Raw genomic sequence first — 19,937 nt, 5'->3', positions numbered from 1 at the left:
CAGCTGCCGCCCGGACTTCTCACTCTTGCGTGGACTCACAAGGTCCGATGTCATCACTCACAGTGCCCATCCCGCCGGACCTCAGTCCGGCGTGTCGGGCCAGAAACACCGATGTTGAAACAGTCCCGAGTAGGACACCCAGGGCGGCCACCAGGAGGGCCAGTAAGCCGACTATCAGGGTCGTGGGGCGCACGCTGGGGTGATCGTCGGTAGGCGGGCACTCGTTGCTGGTTTCCTGATGCCGTGACGAAACCGTGCTCGACGTCAGGGTTCACGCTGTTGTTTCCACGGGGCGCTCTTGTCTGCCAGCGTGTCCAGCATGAACTCGCACCACAGCCGCGCCGCGTTGACGGCCAGCCGCGCGTGGCGGGGCCCGAGGCCGCTTCGGGCGGCCCCGGGGCCGTGACCGGTGCCGAATCCAGCGTTGCGCAGTTCAGCGACGCCGGACGTGACGACGACCGTGGCGCCGAGAATCTTTTTCACCGCATCCGACCCGTCCGGGCCGACGGTTGCATTGCTCGGGTGTACGGCCAGCGCGACCTGGGAGCGCCGAACCAGTTCGGGAAGATCGTCCTTGTTGGAGAACGCTTGCCCAACTTCGTGGAGCACAACCTTCGCCGTGCTTTCCACCAGCTCCTTCGCCGACCCGATCGCCAACGCGGGGTCGTCGTGTTCGATCGCATGGACGATCCGGTTGAGGTGGTCCTGGATGACCGCCGGATCAGTCAGGTTCGACAAGAGCTGATCCGCGACGACCGCCACGGGCCCACCTGTGATCGTGCCGTCGTCGGTCAGCTTGTACCCGTCGCGCTCCAGTAACCGGCGGAGTCGCGGGATGGCGACCTCAAACCCCCATGTGAAGCCGTCTGGAGGGTTGAACCAGGGTTTGAGCGCGACTTCGAAGACTCGGATGGCGCGCGCAACGTGCGACTGGTCGGTCCAATCGACTTGGTCAAGGTAGCCCTGGAACCGGGTTGCTCGTTGACCGCCAACAGGTGCGGGGTCCTCCGCAACAGGGAACAATTCGTCTTGCCACATTTGGTCGATGTCGCGGAGCACGGTGTCGCTCATCAGGTCACGGATCGCCGCACGGGCTCGGACGTTAATAAGTTCGCGACGACCAGCAGGGGGTAGGGGCATGGTGTTCCTTCATCGACGTTCGACCAGACCATCGGATACCGCGCGGCCACGGTTGCCGCTGGTGCCACAACCCTCAAATCTAGTGTCACCGATTGGGATTGGTCGATCGCATTCCGGACTACGCGCCCTACTACCGGGTGTCAGTACCAGGGCGACCTGCGGCGTCGCTTGATCGGCTGTACGTCGACACCCCAGATGATTCGGATCGGGTTGGGCTGCGGCGGCATCCGCGCCCCCACCAACAACCGCGCAATCGTCCGGCTCTCCGACGCCTCCTCGCCGCCCACCGAGTCGCCGGGGTCATCGGCCAGCAACTCCCCACCTACCGGATGCGCCATCCTGCCGGAGTAATGCCCAGACCACCCGTCGATCCGCCACACATACCGCACCAGCCCGTCCGGGTCCGCGCATCCCACATACCGCGCCGCCAACCGGGCTTTCTGCCCGATACGCCGGTACTGCCCCATCGCCACCCACACCAACTCGGCATCAGACTCCATCGCCGCCGACCAAGCATGCCCCAGGCTCTGACCAGGCTGACGCGGCGGCAACCGGATCACCACCACCGTCCGGGGAACCCTGACCGGGAACGGCTTATCCGTACGCCGCCCCCACGGCACCCCCAAACCCCGCTCCACCTGAACCGTCACCCATTCCGCCACCGACATGTCTCTGCCCTCGGCGGCGTCCCGGACAGGTTCGGCCAGCCTCGCAGGCAGCGACACCTGCAACCGGCGCGGCGCACCACCCTGCTTCTCAAACGACACGACCACACCCGCCGACCCACGAACCCATCAGCAGCCCCCTCCGGCCACGACACTGATCGCCCGAGGGTAACCGTCACCGTAGTGCTTGCAATAAACGACCGCCGCAGGCAAGCCACACAGCGGCTTGTTTCCAAATCCCCAAGGTCACGTTTCCAACGCCGAAACCCCATGGCCCCTGACCAGGGACTCAAAGGTTTTCAACCAGCCCCGTGTGGATGGATCGGTTCCGCTCGTACGGCCCGACCGGCTCCGCCCGGGCCGCTACCTGTGTCGAGACGTTTACCCAGGTGGCAAGCACCATCCGCGGATCGCGAACCGCCCGGTTGCCAGCGGGCACGGTCAGCCGTCACACGGAGGGCTCGCTGTGGACAGGTCACCACAGGCCTCGCCGAGGGGCTCCGCTGTGGACGGTTCGCCTGCCACCGGCCACGGGGCTGGGCGGTCACCCGGAGGAGGCACGGCTCGGGGCGGCACGGCTGGGGGCTGGGCGGCCACGGGATGGGCGGTCACGGGCTGAGCAGCACAGTGCTGGGCGGTCACGGAACTGCGCGGGCCAGTGCGCTGCAAGGGGCCCCTGTGCCACGGGGTCACCGTGCTGGATGGCAACGGCTGAGTTAAGGGCACGCCTTCGGCGGGCCGTGTGAAACTGCCGCTTCACGGGGCTGGTTGTGGGGGCGGTCGCCAGCGGCAGTTCCCCACGGAACGTTGTTCTGGTCCGGTTGTCGTGGTGGTCCTGTTCCCGGTGCGTGTGGGTGCTGTGCGCTCGGAGTGAATGGGTCCCGTTGTTATGACCTCGTGCCTGCCAGACCCCGGGGGCCGGCGCGCGGGGTTCTGGTTCTGTGCTGGCACTGGTTTCGGTTGGTTGGGTTGGCGGTGCGGGTGGGCAGAGGGTGTGCCGTCGTGGGCGCAATCCGGTCGACCTTCGCCCCGGCCACGCGGTCGGCGGGGTGTTGGCGTGGCGGTTTGCGCTGTGCGGCTTGGTGATCGGTGCGGTCCTCGACGGGGGCACTGAGTTCTCAGTCGACGGGGCACTGGGGTTCCCGCCTGTTTGGGCTCTCGCCCAACAACTTGCGGACACCACTTGTTGGGCGCTCAGGTACTCGGTGTTCGTTGGTCGACAAGACGCTCGGGCGTTCGGTACTCCATCGTCGCTGGCGCTTGGCGCTCATCGGTGGGCTAGAAGGGTGCTGGCAGGTTGGTTGGTGGGTGGAGGGGTTGGGGTTGGCTGGTGTGGTGTTGTCTGGTGGGGGTGGTGATGTGGAGGGTTCCGGTGGTGTCTTGGTGGAGGTGCCAGCCGGGGGTGTTTTTGAGTTGGTGGTGTCGTCGGCAGAGGCTGGTGAGGTTGTCAGCGGCGGTGGTGCCGCCGTGTGCCCAGTCGGTGGTGTGGTCGATGTCGGATAGGTGTGTTGGTCGGTGGCAGCCGGGCATGCGGCATTCGCGGTCGCGGACTTTGATGAGTTCGGCCAACGCGGTGGGTGGTCGGTAGCGGGTGCGTCCGACATCGCGCACGGTTCTGGTGACCGGGTCGGTGACCACTTTGCGCAGCACGGAGCTGGGGTTGGTGGCGAGGTGTCGGGCGAGCCAGGCCGGTATCGGTCCGTGGCCGGATAGTTCGGCGGGCTGATCGTCTGCTTCGGCGAGGGTGGTGGCGGCGACGTGGACGAATATTTCGGTGCGGGGTTCGCTCTGACGGTGGCCGAGGCAGAGTTCGGCGAACACGTCAGCACGGAGTTGTTCCAGGGTGCGGGTCTCCGTGTGGCCGCGCAGGGTTGTGGCGATGCGGTCCACGCGGGTGTAGATGGCGGTGGCGGTTTCGGTGGGCAGGTCGGCGATGAGGGTGCTCATGGCGTCGTCCTGATGCACCAGTTGCACACGGCGATCCAGCCGCCGTCTCCGGGCTCGTTCGGCATGCCCGCCGGGATCAACGTGCGCGACTTGGCGCACGACCGCACGGCGAATACTGGATGGATTCCGACCATCCACTCGACCAGCCATTGCAGCATCGACGGCAGCGGCGTGCTCGTCCGATAGCGGGTTGGTGGCGTCGACAATTTTGGAGGCTTTGTAGGCGTCGATGACGCCGGTTTCCATCGCCGCCAAGGTTTCCGGTAGTCGGGTGGTCAATGCTTGTGCCATCGCGACCATGCGCTGCGCGCGGTGTTCGGTGGTCGCCAAGGTCAGTGCGATCTCGGCTGCCACCCCACGCGGGCCTTCGGATAGGGCAGCGAAGCGGGCCATGGCCCGCACCTGCACGGCGTCGGCGCGGGAGCGTGCGGCCTCGGCATCCCGCATGACCCGTAGCAACCCCCGCCGCGACAACCGTCCGAGCCTGACACCGGTCGGCCCGCCGTGGTTCACACCGCTGTGGTCGACGCGCACTGTTTCTCGCGATTCCATGTCCAGAATCGTGGATAGCTGAACTTCTACAGATCCCCCATCGATCATATGTCCATTGTAGCGGGCATTCACGAGAGTGGAAATAACACCATCAGGTACCCCCAATATGTGAAAGTCCCATTCATGACCCGCCCTATCACGCTAATGCCACACTAGTACTCCAGTCGTAGTTCGTGATGGTCATGGTTCGTGGGTGGATTGTCGCTGGGTAGTGGATTTGCCGGGCGCGGTGTTGGTGGCGTCTGCGCCATTTCGAGCGGCGGATCCGGTGTGCGATATCGAGTACTGGTCGGCTGATGAGGGTGGCGAACAGGTGGTGGATTTCTTTGCAGGTTAAGGAAATCCAGCCGACGGCCGCCGGTTCGGGGTTTCGTTCGGTGGACGCGACGACGGCGAGGAAGGCGTGGGCGAGCATCGCCATCACCGTCCAGCGGTGCCACGAGGTCCAGCGCCGGACCTGGTGTTGGTCAAGCCCGGTGAGGCCTTTGCCGGTCTGGAACGATTCCTCGACTGTCCATCTGCGGCCCGCGACGTGAACCAGGATCCGCAGCGGCGCCGGTTGGGGCGAGTAGCAGCGGTAGAACGCCAGCTCGCCGGTGGTGCGGTTGCGACGTATCAGCAGCCACCGGTGCCCGTTCGGCTCGTCGGTGTCGATGTCGGCGAATGCCCAGTCGTAGTAGCGATGTCCTTTCGCCCCGGCTCCTGCGGAGAGGCGTTGCCAGGCGTGCTTGGGCAGCCTCGCGGCGACACCGTCAGCGCGCACCCTCCCCGCTGGGATGGTGACGCGGCGGTCGCGGCCGATGGCGAGGACGTATCCGATGCCGCGTTGTTCGAGGTCGGTGCGCAGCGTGGGGTCGGCGCCGTAGACCTCGTCGGCGGCGACCCACCCGGCCTGGACACCGGCGTCGAGGGCACGTCCGATCATGGTTCTCGCCAGCGCCGGTTTCGTCGCGAACCCTGTGGTGGCGGGGATTCCGGCGTCGGCGCGGCGGCCGGGCTCGGTGGTCCAGGATTTCGGCAGGTACAAAGCTCGGTCGATGAACGCGTGCCCGGCGTCGGTGGCGTAGGTGAGGTAGACCGCGACCTGGGCGTTCTCGATGCGCCCGGCGGTGCCGGTGTATTGGCGTTGCACGCCGACGGTGTGGACGCCTTTCTTGAGGTCGCCGGTGTCGTCGACGATGAGCACGGCGCCGGTGTCGCCGAGGTGTTCGGTGACGTAGTCGCGCAGGTCGTCGCGGACCTTCTCGGCGTCCCAGACTGCTGAGCGCAGCAGGTGTTGCATACCGTCGGGGGTGTCGTCGCCGACATGTTCGGAGATGGTCCAGCAGTTCTTGTCCGGCAGGTCGGAGAGCAGTCCCAGCAGCAGTGCGCGTGCTCGTCGGCGGGGTTCGACGCGGGTGAACCGGCCAGCGATGCGGCCGGTCAACTCCTCGATCATCACCGCCCACCGGTCAGGGTTTACGCTGGGGCCCGCGGCCACCAGCCGATCTTGGGAAGTCCACACAACCGACCACGATCAACTGGTGGCCGCGCCTGCCTCCGCGCGGCCCACCAGCGACATCACAAAGTCCGGCTGGAGTACTAAGACCCAGCCCCCAAACGCGGGTGACCGTCAGAAGAAGTCGCCCACTCGCCCCAGTATCCCGGCGTACATCCGGGACGGACTCGACGAGAGCGCGGAACGCAGGAAACCAGGCAGCGCGGGCAGTTCGACGGCGAACGACTGAAGCCGTTCGTACAGGTCGGCCGCATCGGCGGGCCGTTCGCCGGTGTCCTTGCGGAGCACGTCGCGCAGCACCTCGGCGAGCGCCCCCGGCAGCCCGGGAACCTCCGGCGGCGCCTCCCGCACCTGCTTCTCGAACACGGCATACGCGGTCGGCCCGGTGAACAACTGCCTGCCGGTGAGCAGTTCGTGCAGCACGCACCCGAGCGCGTACAGGTCGCTCCGCGGTTCCGTGACCCCGTTCTGGATCTGCTCGGGTGCCATGTACGCCGGCGTCCCGAGGATCTGCCCGGCACGGGTGAACTGGGCGACATCGGCCTCACGCAGCATCGCCAACCCGAAGTCGAGAACGGTGACGCTGCCGTCCGGCCGGAGCATCAGGTTTGTCGGCTTCAGGTCGCGGTGGCAGATCGACAGCGCGTGCGCGGCGGACAGCACCGCGCAGGCCTGCGCCGCGATCGCACACGCCCAGGGCACCGGAACCGGACCGTTCTCCGCCACCAGATCGGCGACGGTGACCCCGTCGATGAACTGCATGACCTGGTAGAGCCGCGAATCGTGGGTACCGAAGTCGTACAGCACCGGCGCACCGGGATGCTCCAGTCTAGCCAGGATGCGTGCCTCGCGGATGAAACGCCGTTCCAGCTCGTCGTCCGGACCGCCGGGCAGGCGCAGGAACTTGACGGCGACGCGGCGGCCGAGGTGCTTGTCGTGACCACGGTGCACGGCACCCATCCCACCCTTGCCGAGCGGGAGCTCGTCGAGCTCGTAACGATCGGCGATGAGCATCGGTGTCCTCCAGGCCCGGTGACGGCGTCAGTCGCCGGGCACGAGGCGTCCGTCGACGAGACCGTCGAAGCCTAGCCGGACAAGGGTTTCCGCCGTCGCCGCAGCCTCCCGCGCACCGTCCTCGAAGGCGAGCAGTTCCGCGAACGCCCGTCCGTGGAGCTGCTGCTGTGCCAGCGAAAGCCGTGGCAGACGGATGCGCCGTGGGTCGAGCCGGCTCGACGCCGTACGCGCGCCGGGGGCCGCGGCGCGCAGACAGCCGGCGAGAAAGTACGGGTCGATGGCCGCGGGGTCCACGGCGTATGCCGTCAGGTTCGGCCCCAGCACCGCGCCGCCCTCGCCCACGACACGTGCGGGTCCGAGCGGTGACGCGACCACCTCACCGGGGTCCAGGCGGATCAGGTCCGGCACGTCGGCGGTGCGGCCGGTGGGCCTGCCGCCGTGGACGAGGTCCTCCGCGGTGAGGACGGGCAGGTCGCCGGATTCCCCGGCCGGCCGGGCAGGAGCGGTCCGGACGGTGAGCGATCCGGCACGGACGAGTTCGGCGATCGTCACGCCGGGGCGTTGCCGGGGCTCGGCGACCACGAACGCGGGCGGTCGCGTCGTGATCGCGTCGAAGCGTTGACGGGCAAGGGAGAACTCGCGGGCCAGGTCGCGTCCGGCGTGCCGGGGCCGGTGCCGCGCGGGAGTGCAGTCCACGTCGTCGTCGAGGACGTCGATGATGCGAACAGTGTGCCCCAGGGGTTCGCCGTCGAGCTGCGCCCGCAAAGGACGTTCCATTGTGGACAGATCGGGCCCGGCCTCGTCGAGCAGGATCTCCGAGGATGGCCGTTCCCCGGCGACGGGCCTGCGCAGCAACCACAGGTCGGATCCGCCGTCGGCGAGCGTGACGATGGCACGCAACGCCCCTGCGCGTAACAGGTTTCCGCGGATACGCCTGCCCGCCCGGCGTCCGGCAACGGCGGGTGGCATCAGGATCGCGACCGGTCCGCCCGGGCGCACGGCGGACAGGCAGTGCTGGACCCAGGCCAGTTCCGGTTCGCCGCGGGGTGGCAGGCCGTACTCCCAGCGGGCGTCGGTGGTGAGCTCGTCGTAACCCCAGGCGCGCTCGTTGAACGGCGGGTCGCACAGCACGGCGTCGGCGAGTTCGTCCGGGAAAGCGTTGTGCCGCAGGGAATCGACCGAGGCGTGACCGGTGGAGGCGCCGCGTAGCAGCAGCCGGAGCGCCGCGATGGCGAGGAGCACGCCGTCCGCGTCCTGCAACAGGACCCGGGGGGCCGACGTGGCCAGCGGCAGGGCGCCGAGCCCGCATGCCGGGTCGAGCACCGTGCCGGGCGTGCCGACGACCTTCGCCATCAGCTCGGCCACCGCCCGCGGGGTGGCCGAGAGGCGCCGGGAGTGGACCTCCGCGTAGCGCTCGCAGAGGAACTCGAACGCCGGCCCGGGCCCGCGATCGGCGGCCAGTTCGGCCAGTAGGGCGAGGATTTCGGCGTCGGCGATCCCGTCGCCATACCGTTCGCCGGGCAGTCCGGGCACATCTCCGCCGAGCAGCTGGACTCCGGCCTGCACGACGCGGGGGCCGAGGTCGAGGTCTCCCGTGGTGGCCCGCAGCCGCTGCCAGAGCCGGTCGGCCGCCGAGACGGTGAACGGCTTCCCGTTGCGCCGCAACCACTCCTCGATCTCGGCCAGGGAGAACAGCGGACTCGACGCGGTGCCGCCGACCGGACGCGGGAAGTCCGCGTGCCGCCGCCGCCAGTTGCTGACGGCGGCCCGGCCGACATCGACCAGACGGGCGATGTCACCGGCGTTGACGGTGGCGTCGTGCTTCACCTGACCGACCATAGCCGCCGCGTGATCGTGGGTCCACGACCTTTTTGCTTGTGAACTGAATCAACCAATGCTTCACTGGTGTCATGACATACGCGTTCGACTACGCCGCCGCCTCCGATCCCGGCAGGCGCCGCAGCCGCAACGAGGACTCCGCCTACGTGAGTCCCCGCCTGCTCGCGGTCGCGGACGGCATCGGCGGCCACCCGCACGGGGACGTGGCCAGCGTCGCCGCGATCTCGGCGCTGGCCGAGCTGGGCGAACGCCTCGCCGCCGACGGCGCCCCGTTCGACCCCGTCGCCACGCTCGCGGAAGGGGCCACCGAGGCCGGACGGCGCATCGTCGGGCTGGCCGAACGCGACCCCGACCTGCGCGGCATGGGCACCACGCTCACCGCCCTGCTCACCGACGGCCAGCGCGTCGCCGTCGCGCACATCGGCGACTCCCGGGCGTACCTGCTGCGGGCGGGCGAACTGGTACCGATCACCCGGGATCACACGCTCATCCAGAGCCTGGTCGACGAGGGCACGCTGAACCCCGAGCAGGTCGCCGACCATCCGCGGCGGTCCATGTTGTTGCGGGCGCTGCAGACCGCCCAGGCCGGTGAACCGGACCTGTCCGTGCACGAACCCCGGCCCGGCGACCGATACCTGATCTGCTCGGACGGGCTCACCGACGTCGTCGGCGACAGCGAACTGCTCCCACTGCTCGGCGGCGCGGAGGACCCGCGGAGGACCGCGTTCCGGCTGGTCGAAGCGGCGAACGCGGCAGGAGGGCCGGACAACGTCACCTGCGTGGTCTGCGATGTCGGCACCGGCAGGCCCGTCCGCTCAGACGTCGAACTGCTCGGCGCGGCGGCCCCGGACACGGGCACCGGCTCGATCCGCGCCCCCTTCGCCTCCGGCAGGCACTGACCGGCAAGGCACTGACCCAGGTGGCGCGGCCGGGCGCGCGAGAGGTGGCGGGCGTCGGTGACAATGGAGACGTGACACAGACGCAGACGATCGCCCGACCGGCGTTGAAGATCGGCCCCTACCAGGTCGATCCGCCCGTGGTGCTGGCCCCGATGGCCGGCATCACCAACGTCGCGTTCCGCAGGCTGTGCCGCGAGTACGGCGCCGGCATGTACGTCTGCGAGATGATCACCGCCCGCGCCGTCGTCGAACGGCATCCCGGGACCATGCACCTGATGACCTTCGACGAGGGCGAGCACCCACGGTCGATGCAGCTCTACGGCGTGGACCCGGCGACCATGCGGGAAGCCGTGAAGATCATCGTCGGCGAGGGTCTCGCCGACCACATCGACCAGAACTACGGCTGCCCGGTCGCGAAGGTGACCCGCAAGGGCGGTGGGGCCGCGCTGCCGTTCAAGCGGCGGCTGTTCGGCGACATCGTCCGCGCCTCCGTCGAGGCGGCCGAACCGGCGGGTGTACCGGTGACGGTCAAGTTCCGCGTCGGCATCGACGACGACCACCACACCTTCCTCGACGCCGGCCGGATCGCCGAGGCGGAGGGGGCGGTGGCGGTGTCGCTGCACGCCCGCACCGCCGCGCAGCGCTACTCCGGCCAGGCCGACTGGAGCCGGATCGCCGCGCTGAAGGACGCCGTGCGCACCATTCCCGTACTGGGCAACGGGGACATCTTCTCCGCCGACGACGCGCTGCGGATGATGGCCGAGACCGGGTGTGACGGGGTGGTCGTCGGCCGTGGCTGCCTGGGCAGGCCGTGGCTGTTCGGTGAACTGGAGGCTGCGTTCGCCGGCCGTCCGGTGCCCGAGGGCCCGAACCTCGGCGAGGTCGGCCGGGTGCTGCGCAGGCATGCCGAGCTGCTGATCCAGCACGACGGGGCTACGAAGGCGTTGCGTGACCTGCGCAAGCACATGGCGTGGTACCTGATGGGCTTCCCGATCGGTTCCGAGCTTCGCCGGGCGTTCGCGCTGGTCTCCGGCCTGGACGAGCTGGACGAGCTGATCGGACGGCTGGACCACGACGCCCCGTTCCCGGCCGACGCGCTCGGCCCGCGCGGACGTCAGGGCTCGCCGGGAAAGGTGACGCTGCCGCACGGCTGGCTGGACGACCCGGACGATCCGTGTGTGCCTGAGGGCGCCGACATGATGCACTCCGGTGGTTAGGGCGCGTCCGGCAAACCCGTGGCCGTGGACCGCCCTGGTGGGCACCGTCGCCGCAGTGCTGCTCGCGACGCAGGGGTGTTCTCCCGCCACTCCGGTGATCGCGCCCGTCCCCAGCGACACCGACCATGTCGACGCCTACTTCGAGTCCTTCAACGAGGCGGGCAGGCAGGGCACCCAGGCGCAGGACGAGTTCCTTCGCTCGACCCAGCATCCCGACTTCGCCGATCAGGCCTGCGGGCTCAGCGGCCTGGTGATGGACGTGTACCCGGCACTGTCCACCGTCCGGCCCGATCCCGACTGGGAACCGGAGGGCGGCGGAAAACCGGCCGGTGCGGTGTACGTGGTGTCGGTGTCCACCACGGTCCGGCAGAACGGGGCGATGGTCGGGGAGCAGATCGGCGTGCGCAGGATCGCGGTGCTGGACGGCCGCGCCTACGGATTCGCGCCCTGCGCACAGCAGAACTGACCGGCGCGCACAATTGTCACCCGACCGAGTTGTCAACACTCTGCGTAGTTTATCGACGGGCATATAACACGTTCCGCAGCAGGTCGCGTCACCTGAACGGCAGCTATGCCCGAATTGCCCCGAACTCTCAGTAGGAAAGTCACCGGATGGTGTCGTCACGACTCTCTGCTGTCCGTACGATAACGAACGCTGACCGCGGAACGATCAAGCTGATCGGACCGCTTGCTTGCCCTCAGGCAACCATCGAGGCGGTAGTCGCGTCAGTGTCGAGACGCCGAATCCGTACAGGTCTTGAACAGGGCCACCGCGCGCACGAAAGGAGACCGGGTGCCAGACGAACGTGGCCTTCCCGGTACCGGCTCGCGCGCTGACGGCCCCTCGTCGCACGGACGTTCCGAGGACGACGACCGCCCACGACGGCGGAGACGGTCGATGGACACCTACGGCGGGATCAGCGTCTCCGACGTGGTGCAGCGCCACACCGGCGAGCGACCGGTGGCCGGCGCCGAACCGGAATCGCAGCCGCCCACCGGACGGCGCAGGCAGGCGCCGCCCCGGCGCGCGGAGCCCGCACCCGAGCCCCCCGGACGGCAAGCACCGCCCCCACAGCAGGCGCCACCCCCGCAGGCACCGCCACAGCAGGCACCGTCGCAGCAGCGGGCGCCCCGTCGCACGCCGCCGCCCCGCCGCGTCCCGCCGCCGCCCCGTCCGCCCGGCGGCGGCAACCCGGACGCCGTCGTACCGCCCGCTGCCGAACCGGAGCGGCCACGCAGACGCCCCCGCGCGGCCGTCCCGCCCGTACGTGACGACCGCCCCGCCCCGCCCCCGCGCGGAGCAGCGGCCAACGGTGCGCCCGGCAATGCCACGCCCGGCAACGGCGCGAGCCCCGACCCCTCGACGCGGTACACGCCCGCGCAGGCCGACCTGACCGCCGACCGGCGGCGCAGGCCACCGCCCCGGCAGGCTCCCCCTCCCGGCTCGCCCGAGCGCGGCCGTCCCGGCCGTCCGGCGGGCCCACCCGAGTCCGGGCCTGCCGAGCGCGGCGGGCCGGAACGACGCAGGCCAGAGCGGTCCGCCCCGGCCGGAGCCGATCCCGAACGCACCCGCAGACGCCGTCCGGTGGACGGCCCGGTGGCGGGCAGGCCATCCGGACATGCCGCGGCGGCCGCCGCCGGAGCGGCAGCGGCTGTGGCCGCCGAAACCACCCGGCCGGCAGCGGCTCCGGTGGCAGCGGCGTCCACCACCGTCTCCCGTCCCGCCCGCGGACCGGCGAGCAGGCCGACGCCGTTCAAGCGTGAGGCGGGGGAGACCGAACCGGCTACCGCGGTCGCCGAGAGCGAGACGGCGGAGGCGTCCGCCGGTGCCACCGACGCCACCACGGCGCCGAAGACCAGGTTGCAGGAGAAGAAGGTCCGGAAGAACCACCGTTCGGTACGGACCAGCCAGATCGCGGCCGCGGCCGCGGCGGTGCTCGTCTTCCTGCTCACCGGCACCGCCTGGGGCATGAAGACCTGGTTCAACGGCAAGTTCAACGAGATCGCCGCGCTCGACGAGAACTCCGCCGACATCCGCGACGCCGCCGGGCAGAACGGCGACGAGAACTTCCTCATCGCCGGCTCGGACACGCGCGAGGGCGCCGAGGCGGAGGAGGGCGTCGGCAGCGCCGACGGCGTGCCCGGCGCGCGCTCCGACTCGCTGATGATCGCCCACGTTCCCGCCGACCGGAACCGTGCCGTCGTCGTCGGTTTCCCGCGCGACCTCGAAGTGACCAGGCCGGAATGCGAACGGTGGGATTCCGCCAGTGGCGAATACACCGGCGAAATCGTTCCGCCAAAGGAAAAAGCGAAACTCAACGAGGCCTACGCAATCGGCGGCCCGCAATGCACGACGAAACTCGCGCAGCAGCTCACCGGAATCAAGATCAACCATTTTGTCGGCGTTGATTTCCACGGATTCAAGGAAATGATCGACGTGGTCGAAGGCGTTCCGCTGACCGTCGACGAGCCGGTTATCGACGACATTCTCGGGCCCATCATCCCGGACGCGGGCGATGTCACCATCTCCGGCGACCAGGCGCTGAACTACGTGCGGGCCAGGCACGTCAAAGGCGATGTCACCTCCGACTACGGGCGCATCAAGCGGCAGCAGGAAGTGATCGGCTCGCTGCTGCAGAAGACGATGTCCAAGGACGTGATCCTCGATCCCGGCAAGCTGAGCGGGTTGGTGAACGCGTTCGCCTCGGCCACATTCGGTGACAACCTCGGCATCGACCAGCTCCTCACCCTGGCCCGCTCGATGCAGGGACTGGACTCGACGAAGGTCCGCTTCGAGACGGTGCCGACGGTCGGCGAGGCGAACAGCCGGGGCAACGAGGTGCTGATGCAGGAGCCCGCCGAGCAACTGTTCCGGGCACTCATCGAGAACGGCCCGCTACCCAGCGACGCACCTCCCGAGGCGCCGCCGGACGCACTCGAGCAGGCGAAGCCCGCCAGCCGCCCCTGACGCCGGACTCTTCAACCCTGATTCACCTCCAGTTCACTTCTCGATGCGTCGTTTTTGTGCCCCGGCCCCTAAGGTGTAATTCATGCGCGAGGCTTACCACGTCGAACTCGAACAACTTGCCGTCAAACTGGCCGAGATGTCCGGGCAGGTCGCAACGGCCATGGAACTGGCGACCGAATCACTGCTCAACACCGATCTGGCGCTGGCCGAACAGGTGATCACCGACGACGTGAAGGTGGACGACGCACGCTCCGCGTGCGAGGAGCAGGCGTACGCACTGCTGGCCCTGCAGGCGCCCGTGGCGACCGATCTGCGCGCCGTGCTCGCGGCCATCCACGCGGCGGAGAGCCTGGAGCGGATGGGCGACCTCGCGCTGCACGTGGCGAAAGCCGCGCGCCGCAGGCACCCGGACCCGGTTCTGCCGGACCAGGTCCGCGAGTACTTCGCCAGGATGGGCACGATCGCCGTCCGGCTGGCCCGTCAGGCCGAAGAGGTCATCAAGAGCAAGGATGTCGACGCCGCGCTCGCCCTGGAGGCGGACGACGACGAGGTGGACGACATCCACAAGCACCTGTTCACCGTGCTGATGGACCGCGAGTGGCCGTACGGCGTCGCGGCGGCGGTGGACGTCACCCTCCTCGGCAGGTTCTACGAACGTTTCGCCGACCACGCCGTCTCGGTGGCGCGGCGGATGGTCTTCGTGGTCACCGGCAAGATGCCCGGCTACGGAACCTCGGACGAGGTGTAGGCCCGTCCCCCTTTGCCGGAGGGCACGTGCTTGTCAGGCGGGCCGCTCGGCCATGACCACCAGGCCCGTCCCGCTTCGCTCGTCCAGGAGGCGAAGTTCGGCGACCGGGCGCAGTCCGGCCTGCTCGATCACGGTGAGGAACTGTTCCGGTAGCCACTTGTGTGTCGTCCAGCGAACGGGAACTCCCCCGTACGCTTCGGTGCGCGTCACGTCCTCGTCACCGACGTGCGTTGCGGTGAGGAAGAATCCGCCGGGCTTCAGTGCCCGCGCGAACGAGGCGAGCACCTGCGGAAGGACCTCGCGCGGGAGGTTGAACAGTGACCACCACCCGAGCACGCCAGCAAGGGATGCGTCCTCCAGATCGAGTTCGGTGGCGGAGCCGACGCTGAAGCGGCATCGCGGATACAGGCGGCGCGCGTTCTCGATCATGCGGGACGAGAGATCGACGCCGGTCACGTCCAACCCGCGTTCGGCGAGATAGGCCGTCACGGTTCCGGGCCCGCAGCCGACGTCGAGGATGGGCCCCGAATCCTTGACGGAGTCGGCGAAAGCATCGACCGAAGCCTTGAGCCACGGATGGCTGCGAATGTCGCCGGCTCCGGTGGTCGTCACCATGTGGGCGTAGTTGTCGGCCACCCGGTCGTAGGAATCACGGACCAGGTCGAGGTCGGCGGGCCGATCGATACGGTGTGCGCACATCGGCCCGACAGTAGTGAAGCGGCGGAGAGGCGCGCACTCGGACCGAGCGTGCGCCCCTCCGCACGTCCCCCTCAACCCCCCGGCTCGACACCGATCCGGTCGGCCACGCCGAATCGCACGGCATGGAATGCCACCGCGCCACCGGGTGTTCCGGCCTCGCCCCCCGCCAGGTCTACAACCCGGTCGCCGACATACTCGCCCGTCTCCGGATCGATGATGATCTCGCATCGCTTCGCCCCGGGGGCCGGTACGCTCAGCACGATCCCCGCACGTCCGTTCGGCGCCGTCTGCGGTTCCGCCGTCTGCAGGCCGGGTACGGAAGCCAGCACTCGGTAGAGGGCCGCCCGCTGCGCGGCGGGCAGCCTGCCGGTGCGCAGCAACAAGGTGGCATCCGTCAGTCGCTGGTAGTCGCGGTCGGCAAACGAGGACAGGCTGTCCTCGCGCAGCCGCTCGGCCAGTTCCGCCGGTTCCGTTGGCAAGCTCGACATCCAGGCCAGCGTCGGATTGGACCAGTCGACCTGACCGTACCGTTCGCAGGGCTGCGTGGTTCGTCCGTCCGGATAGTCACCGCACCGGCCGCGTACCTCCCTGCCGTCCATCTCCCGCTCAGTCGCGAGAGCGATCTCCAGGGCTTCCTCGCCACCGGAGACGATCTCGCGTTTTCCGGTGAAGTTGTCGCGCTGCAACCATTCCTGCCGCTCGTCCGACGGTACCCACGTCCGCGTGAGCACTTCCGACCGGTACTCGACGTCCTGGCCGTTCTGGGTTCTGCCGGTGCCCGGACGCCAGGTGAGCATCTCGGTGTAGCGGTACTGCCCCGGCTCGATCGGCACATCCCCGGTTCGCGAGGTCGTCTCGGCGACCCGTTCCAGCACCTCGGCCGCGGCCGTGTCGATGCCGGGCTCCTCGGTGGACGGCAACTGCGCGACGGCCAGCGCCACCGCCACGACCACCGCCGCGGCCACGGCTGCCAGGCTCGCGGCCCGCCTCCGGCGCGGTCGCCCGGCCGTTTCCGGCTCGGCCTCGGGGTCGGCCGGTACCACGCGGATCAGCGTGCCGGGCCCGGCGACGACCGTGCCGTCCGCCCGTTCCAACTCCGCGGCGGCCGCCAGCACAGTGGCGCGGCCACGGTCCAGCGCGTCCTCGTCGGCAGGTACGTCCGCACGGACGCGCCCCAGCATCCGGTCCAGTTCGGCGTCGTCCCGCGGTTCGGACGCGGGCGCCTGCTCGTCGCGATCACTCATCACCGAGACTCCCTTCCCCTGTCCGGCGCGGACGCCGGTTCGCGGCCAGTTCGGCGCGCAACTGCCTGCGGCCGCGGTGCAGCCGGGTGCGGACCGTGGCGACGGGGATCGACAGCGCCTCGGCCACTTCGCTCGCATCCATTCCGGCCCAGGTCGTGAGCAGCAGCGCGTCCCGGTTGCCCGGGTCGATCTCCGCCAGGGCCGCGGTGAGACGGGTGACCTGATCCCGCGCGTCGACCTGGTCCGGGACGCGCGTATCAGGTGGATCCGCGTTCTGCTGCGCCTCGCCGACCATCTTGGCGGCCGTGCGCAGGGTGCGGGCCTCCTCGCGGACGTGGCCGCGCAGCAGGTTGGTGGCGATGCCGTACAGCCAGGACCGGGCGGTCCCGCGATCGGGCGAGTAGTCCTGCCGGTGCTGCATGGCGACGACGAACGTCTCGGCGACGAGGTCGTCCGCCACCTGGCCGACCCGTCTGCGCAGGTACCGGTGCAGTTCCCGGGCGTAGCGGTCGTACAGCGGGCCGAAACTGCCGACCACGTCAGGGCCGCCGAGTTCCGGCCGATCCTCGCTCGCGGGGTCGGCCGGTCCGCCGGCGCGTTCTGTCATTGGCCTCACGACTGTAATTGGCGACCGAGCACCCTCACATTCGCGTGACCTGGATCACACCATCGGATCAGCCGAAGCGGCCGGAGATGTAGTCCTCGGTGGACTTCTCGTCCGGGTTGGAGAAGATCTTCTCCGTGTCGTTCAGCTCGACCAGCCGCCCCGGCTGGCCGACGCCGTGCAGGTTGAAGAAGGCCGTCTGGTCGGACACCCGGGCCGCCTGCTGCATGTTGTGCGTGACGATGACGATCGTGTAGTCCTTCTTCAGCTCCGCGATCAGGTCCTCGATCGCCAGCGTGGAGATCGGGTCGAGCGCCGAGCACGGCTCGTCCATCAGCAGGACGTCCGGCTGCACGGCGATGGCCCGCGCGATGCACAGCCGTTGCTGCTGCCCGCCGGAGAGACCGCCGCCCGGCTTCGCCAGCCGGTCCTTGACCTCGGTCCACAGGTTCGCCCCGCGCAGCGCCCGCTCGGCGATCTCGTCGAGCTGCTTCTTGTTCTTCGTACCGGCCAGCTTCAGACCAGCCACGACGTTGTCCCGAATGGACATCGTCGGGAAAGGGTTGGGGCGCTGGAAGACCATGCCGATCGTCCGGCGCACCTGCACGGGGTCCACATTGGACGCGTAGATGTTCTCGCCGTCCAGCATCACGTTGCCCTCGACCCTGGCCCCGGGGATCACCTCGTGCATCCGGTTCAGCGTCCGCAGCACGGTGGACTTCCCGCAGCCCGAGGGTCCGATGAACGCCGTGACACTACGCGGCGGCACCGAGAACGTGACCTTGTCCACGGCGTGGAACTTGCCGTAGAAGATGTCCACGTCTTTCGCGTCGATTCGTTTGGCCATCGTGGAATCCGCTCACTTCTTCTTCGGTGCGACCAGGCGCGAGATGACCGTGGCCGCGAGGTTGATCAGGGCGATGATGACCACCAGGGTCAGTGCGGCACCCCAGATCCGGTCGGCGCCGACGCTGCCGTCGGCCATGGTGTTGGTGACCCGCTCGGTGTTCATCAGCAGCGGCAGGGCGCCCATCTCGCCGTCGAACATGTTGAAGTTCGTGAAGGCGGAGTAGCCGACCAGCACCAGCAGCGGCGCGGTCTCGCCCATCACCCGGGCCAGCGCCACCATGATCCCGGAGATGATGCCGGACAGCGCCGTCGGCAGGACGACCTTCGCGATCGTCTTCCACTTCGGCACGCCAAGGGCGTACGAGGCCTCGCGCAGATCGTCCGGGACGATGCGCAGCATCTCCTCCGAGGACCGCACGACCACCGGGATCATCAGCAGCACCAAGGCGAGCGAGACGGCGATGCCGTTGCGCGGCATGTCCAGCGTGGTGATGCACAGGGCGTAGATGAACAGCGCCGCCACGATCGAGGGGACACCGGAGAGGATGTCCACCATGAACGTGGTGAGCTTGGCGAGCTTGCCGCCGCGGCCGTACTCGACGAGGTAGATCGCCACCAGCAGGCCAAGCGGGACGGCGACGATCGCACAGACGAGCCCCTGCAACAGGGTGCCGATGATGGCGTGCAGGACACCACCGCCGACCTCGTCGGAAAGTACCTGGGAGAGGTCCTCGGTCCACCAGTTCGAGTAGATGACCCTGGTGATGCCCTTGACCACCACCGTGTAGAGCACCCATACGAGCGGCACGACGGCAACCGCGAAGGCCAGCCACACCAGTACCGTCGCGAGGCCGTTCTTGCTCTTGCGGAGACCGCTGACCTGCTGGAACGCGGGGGCGCTCGCGGGCCTGTCGGTATCGGACAGTGCGGTGCTCACCGGTCCCCCTTCTTGTCGCCGATGATGGCGCGGGCGAAAAAGTTGACGACGAACGTCAGCACGAACAACACCAGCCCGGCCGCGATGTAGGCACCGGCCGAGGTCGGATCGTTGAACTCACTCGCGTCCGCGGCGATCTTCGAGGCGAAGGTGGCGCCACCGTCGAAGATGCTCCAGTCGAAGCCGGTGCTCGGAATCAGCAGGATCACCGTCAGCGCGATGGTCTCGCCGAGCGCGCGGCCGAGGCCGAGCATGGAGGCACCGATGTAACCCGCCTTGCCGAACGGCAGGACCGTGGTCCGGATGACCTCCCAGCGGGTGGCACCGAGCGCCAGCGCCCCTTCGATCTGCGGGGTCGGCGTGCGTTCGAAGACCTCGCGGGTCAGCGAGGTGATGATCGGCAGCAGCATCACCGCGAGCACCACGCCCGCCGTGAAGATCGAGCCGCGGATGTTCGGCGCGATGTTGCCGACCGCGAAGATCGGGATCCAGGAGAACGTCTCGTTCAGCCACGCCGAGAACGGTTCGATCGTCGGCGCGAGGACCAGCAGGCCCCACAGGCCGAAGATGATCGAGGGCACGGCGGCCAGCAGGTCGATGACGTAGGCGAACGCCCTGGACAGCCTGCGCGGCGCGTACTGGGTGAGGAACAGTGCGATACCCAGTGACACCGGCATGGCGATCACCAGCGCCACCAGCGAGGTGGTGACGGTGACCAGCAGCAGGTCGAGGATGCCGAACCGCAGGTTCCCACTGTCGCCTGTGGACCACTCCCGGGAGAACAGGAAGCTGACCTGGTTGGCTTTCAGCGCCGGGATCGCCTGAATGACCAGGAAAACGCCGATCAACCCGATCAGCGCCACGACGAAGACGCCGGCACCGGTCGTCAGGTTCTTGAAGATGCGGTCGCCGGGGCGGACCGCGTTGGACTTGCCGTTGCCGCCGGCCGTGTTCTTCGGGTCCCCGCCCGCCGGTACCGGGGCCGCTGTCTGCTCGGAAATCGGGCCCTCCGCTAGGGATTCACGCGACGACGGACGCTCACCGGGGGCTCCGGTGAGCGTCCGCTGCGAGCGTTGCTCGGTCATCGACTCTTTCCTGGATAGCCAGTCTCTACTTG

At 68.9% G+C, this 19,937-nt stretch carries 17 protein-coding genes; 5 read left to right on the top strand and 12 right to left on the bottom strand.

Translation table 11 applies throughout. The features are described from left to right. Nucleotides 1-264 precede the first annotated feature (264 nt). The 6 genes from CFN78_RS20580 to CFN78_RS20555 form a co-directional block, all read right to left on the bottom strand. Entirely contained in the window at nucleotides 265-1,071 is an 807-nt protein-coding gene (locus CFN78_RS20580) for an abortive infection family protein (protein ID WP_240519574.1), read from the bottom strand. A 209-nt stretch (nucleotides 1,072-1,280) separates the two neighbouring features. Continuing rightward, nucleotides 1,281-1,808: a hypothetical protein gene (locus CFN78_RS20575; protein WP_133116399.1), complete on the bottom strand. Its 528-nt coding sequence runs from the start codon at nucleotides 1,806-1,808 to the stop codon at nucleotides 1,281-1,283. Between the two features lie 1,275 nt (nucleotides 1,809-3,083). Continuing rightward, the gene (locus CFN78_RS20570) at nucleotides 3,084-4,352 is read right to left on the bottom strand and encodes an HNH endonuclease signature motif containing protein (RefSeq protein ID WP_276307346.1); all 1,269 of its coding nucleotides are present in this window, start codon (nucleotides 4,350-4,352) and stop codon (nucleotides 3,084-3,086) included. Nucleotides 4,353-4,440: 88 nt separating this feature from the next. Beyond that, on the bottom strand, nucleotides 4,441-5,742 hold the full coding sequence (locus CFN78_RS20565; protein ID WP_240519573.1) for an IS701 family transposase: 1,302 nt from the start codon (nucleotides 5,740-5,742) through the stop codon (nucleotides 4,441-4,443). Between the two features lie 174 nt (nucleotides 5,743-5,916). Beyond that, nucleotides 5,917-6,816, bottom strand: coding sequence for a serine/threonine-protein kinase (locus CFN78_RS20560; RefSeq protein WP_094864475.1), 900 nt, complete (start codon nucleotides 6,814-6,816; stop codon nucleotides 5,917-5,919). A 27-nt stretch (nucleotides 6,817-6,843) separates the two neighbouring features. Continuing rightward, nucleotides 6,844-8,643, bottom strand: coding sequence for an N-6 DNA methylase (locus CFN78_RS20555; RefSeq protein ID WP_094864505.1), 1,800 nt, complete (start codon nucleotides 8,641-8,643; stop codon nucleotides 6,844-6,846). A gap of 83 nt (nucleotides 8,644-8,726) precedes the next feature. Between CFN78_RS20555 and CFN78_RS20550 the strand changes: the two genes are divergently transcribed. The 5 genes from CFN78_RS20550 (at nucleotide 8,727) to phoU (ending at nucleotide 14,487) form a co-directional block, all read left to right on the top strand. Beyond that, nucleotides 8,727-9,554, top strand: coding sequence for a PP2C family protein-serine/threonine phosphatase (locus CFN78_RS20550; RefSeq protein WP_094864474.1), 828 nt, complete (start codon nucleotides 8,727-8,729; stop codon nucleotides 9,552-9,554). A 71-nt stretch (nucleotides 9,555-9,625) separates the two neighbouring features. Continuing rightward, nucleotides 9,626-10,771 (top strand): tRNA dihydrouridine synthase DusB, encoded by a 1,146-nt coding sequence (gene dusB, locus CFN78_RS20545; RefSeq protein WP_094864504.1) that lies wholly within the window; start codon nucleotides 9,626-9,628, stop codon nucleotides 10,769-10,771. Then, complete coding sequence (locus CFN78_RS20540) at nucleotides 10,764-11,237, top strand: hypothetical protein (RefSeq protein ID WP_240519572.1); 474 nt, start codon at nucleotides 10,764-10,766, stop codon at nucleotides 11,235-11,237. Before dusB ends, CFN78_RS20540 begins: the two co-directional genes overlap by 8 nt. A 432-nt stretch (nucleotides 11,238-11,669) precedes the next feature. Further along, nucleotides 11,670-13,739 (top strand): LCP family protein, encoded by a 2,070-nt coding sequence (locus CFN78_RS30230; protein WP_094864473.1) that lies wholly within the window; start codon nucleotides 11,670-11,672, stop codon nucleotides 13,737-13,739. A gap of 82 nt (nucleotides 13,740-13,821) precedes the next feature. Next, nucleotides 13,822-14,487, top strand: coding sequence for a phosphate signaling complex protein PhoU (phoU, locus tag CFN78_RS20530; protein ID WP_094864472.1), 666 nt, complete (start codon nucleotides 13,822-13,824; stop codon nucleotides 14,485-14,487). A 33-nt stretch (nucleotides 14,488-14,520) separates the two neighbouring features. Here phoU and CFN78_RS20525 read toward each other — a convergent pair whose 3' ends face one another. From CFN78_RS20525 to pstC, 6 genes are all read right to left on the bottom strand, one after another. Next, nucleotides 14,521-15,186, bottom strand: a complete 666-nt coding sequence (locus CFN78_RS20525) for a class I SAM-dependent methyltransferase (RefSeq protein WP_094864471.1) — start codon at nucleotides 15,184-15,186, stop codon at nucleotides 14,521-14,523. Nucleotides 15,187-15,257: 71 nt separating this feature from the next. Beyond that, entirely contained in the window at nucleotides 15,258-16,430 is a 1,173-nt protein-coding gene (locus CFN78_RS20520) for a CU044_5270 family protein (RefSeq protein ID WP_094864470.1), read from the bottom strand. Then, nucleotides 16,423-17,037, bottom strand: coding sequence for an RNA polymerase sigma factor (locus tag CFN78_RS20515; protein ID WP_094864469.1), 615 nt, complete (start codon nucleotides 17,035-17,037; stop codon nucleotides 16,423-16,425). Before CFN78_RS20515 ends, CFN78_RS20520 begins: the two co-directional genes overlap by 8 nt. Before the next feature lie 67 nt (nucleotides 17,038-17,104). Beyond that, nucleotides 17,105-17,881, bottom strand: coding sequence for a phosphate ABC transporter ATP-binding protein PstB (pstB, locus tag CFN78_RS20510; protein ID WP_094864468.1), 777 nt, complete (start codon nucleotides 17,879-17,881; stop codon nucleotides 17,105-17,107). A 12-nt stretch (nucleotides 17,882-17,893) separates the two neighbouring features. Then, complete coding sequence (gene pstA, locus CFN78_RS20505) at nucleotides 17,894-18,820, bottom strand: phosphate ABC transporter permease PstA (RefSeq protein ID WP_094864467.1); 927 nt, start codon at nucleotides 18,818-18,820, stop codon at nucleotides 17,894-17,896. Further along, nucleotides 18,817-19,905 (bottom strand): phosphate ABC transporter permease subunit PstC, encoded by a 1,089-nt coding sequence (pstC, locus tag CFN78_RS20500; protein WP_094864466.1) that lies wholly within the window; start codon nucleotides 19,903-19,905, stop codon nucleotides 18,817-18,819. The genes pstA and pstC overlap by 4 nt, the downstream gene beginning before the upstream one ends. Nucleotides 19,906-19,937 lie beyond the last annotated feature (32 nt).

It is taken from the genome of Amycolatopsis antarctica, assembly GCF_002262875.1.
Classification (GTDB): domain Bacteria; phylum Actinomycetota; class Actinomycetes; order Mycobacteriales; family Pseudonocardiaceae; genus Amycolatopsis; species Amycolatopsis antarctica.
The sequence above is the reverse complement of the archived record's forward strand: the minus strand, read 5'-3'. Positions and strand labels throughout refer to the sequence as shown.

Excerpts from the sequence above, each read along its gene's own strand:
- CFN78_RS20580 (WP_240519574.1), bottom strand. The coding sequence starts at position 1,071 with ATGAGCGACACCGTGCTCCGCGACATCGACCAAATGTGGCAAGACGAA.
- CFN78_RS20575 (WP_133116399.1), bottom strand. The coding sequence starts at position 1,808 with ATGTCGGTGGCGGAATGGGTGACGGTTCAGGTGGAGCGGGGTTTGGGG.
- CFN78_RS20570 (WP_276307346.1), bottom strand. The coding sequence starts at position 4,352 with ATGATCGATGGGGGATCTGTAGAAGTTCAGCTATCCACGATTCTGGAC.
- CFN78_RS20565 (WP_240519573.1), bottom strand. The coding sequence starts at position 5,742 with ATGATCGAGGAGTTGACCGGCCGCATCGCTGGCCGGTTCACCCGCGTC.
- CFN78_RS20560 (WP_094864475.1), bottom strand. The coding sequence starts at position 6,816 with ATGCTCATCGCCGATCGTTACGAGCTCGACGAGCTCCCGCTCGGCAAG.
- CFN78_RS20550 (WP_094864474.1), top strand. The coding sequence starts at position 8,727 with ATGACATACGCGTTCGACTACGCCGCCGCCTCCGATCCCGGCAGGCGC.
- CFN78_RS30230 (WP_094864473.1), top strand. The coding sequence starts at position 11,670 with ATGGACACCTACGGCGGGATCAGCGTCTCCGACGTGGTGCAGCGCCAC.
- phoU (WP_094864472.1), top strand. The coding sequence starts at position 13,822 with ATGCGCGAGGCTTACCACGTCGAACTCGAACAACTTGCCGTCAAACTG.
- CFN78_RS20525 (WP_094864471.1), bottom strand. The coding sequence starts at position 15,186 with ATGTGCGCACACCGTATCGATCGGCCCGCCGACCTCGACCTGGTCCGT.
- CFN78_RS20520 (WP_094864470.1), bottom strand. The coding sequence starts at position 16,430 with ATGAGTGATCGCGACGAGCAGGCGCCCGCGTCCGAACCGCGGGACGAC.
- CFN78_RS20515 (WP_094864469.1), bottom strand. The coding sequence starts at position 17,037 with ATGACAGAACGCGCCGGCGGACCGGCCGACCCCGCGAGCGAGGATCGG.
- pstB (WP_094864468.1), bottom strand. The coding sequence starts at position 17,881 with ATGGCCAAACGAATCGACGCGAAAGACGTGGACATCTTCTACGGCAAG.
- pstC (WP_094864466.1), bottom strand. The coding sequence starts at position 19,905 with ATGACCGAGCAACGCTCGCAGCGGACGCTCACCGGAGCCCCCGGTGAG.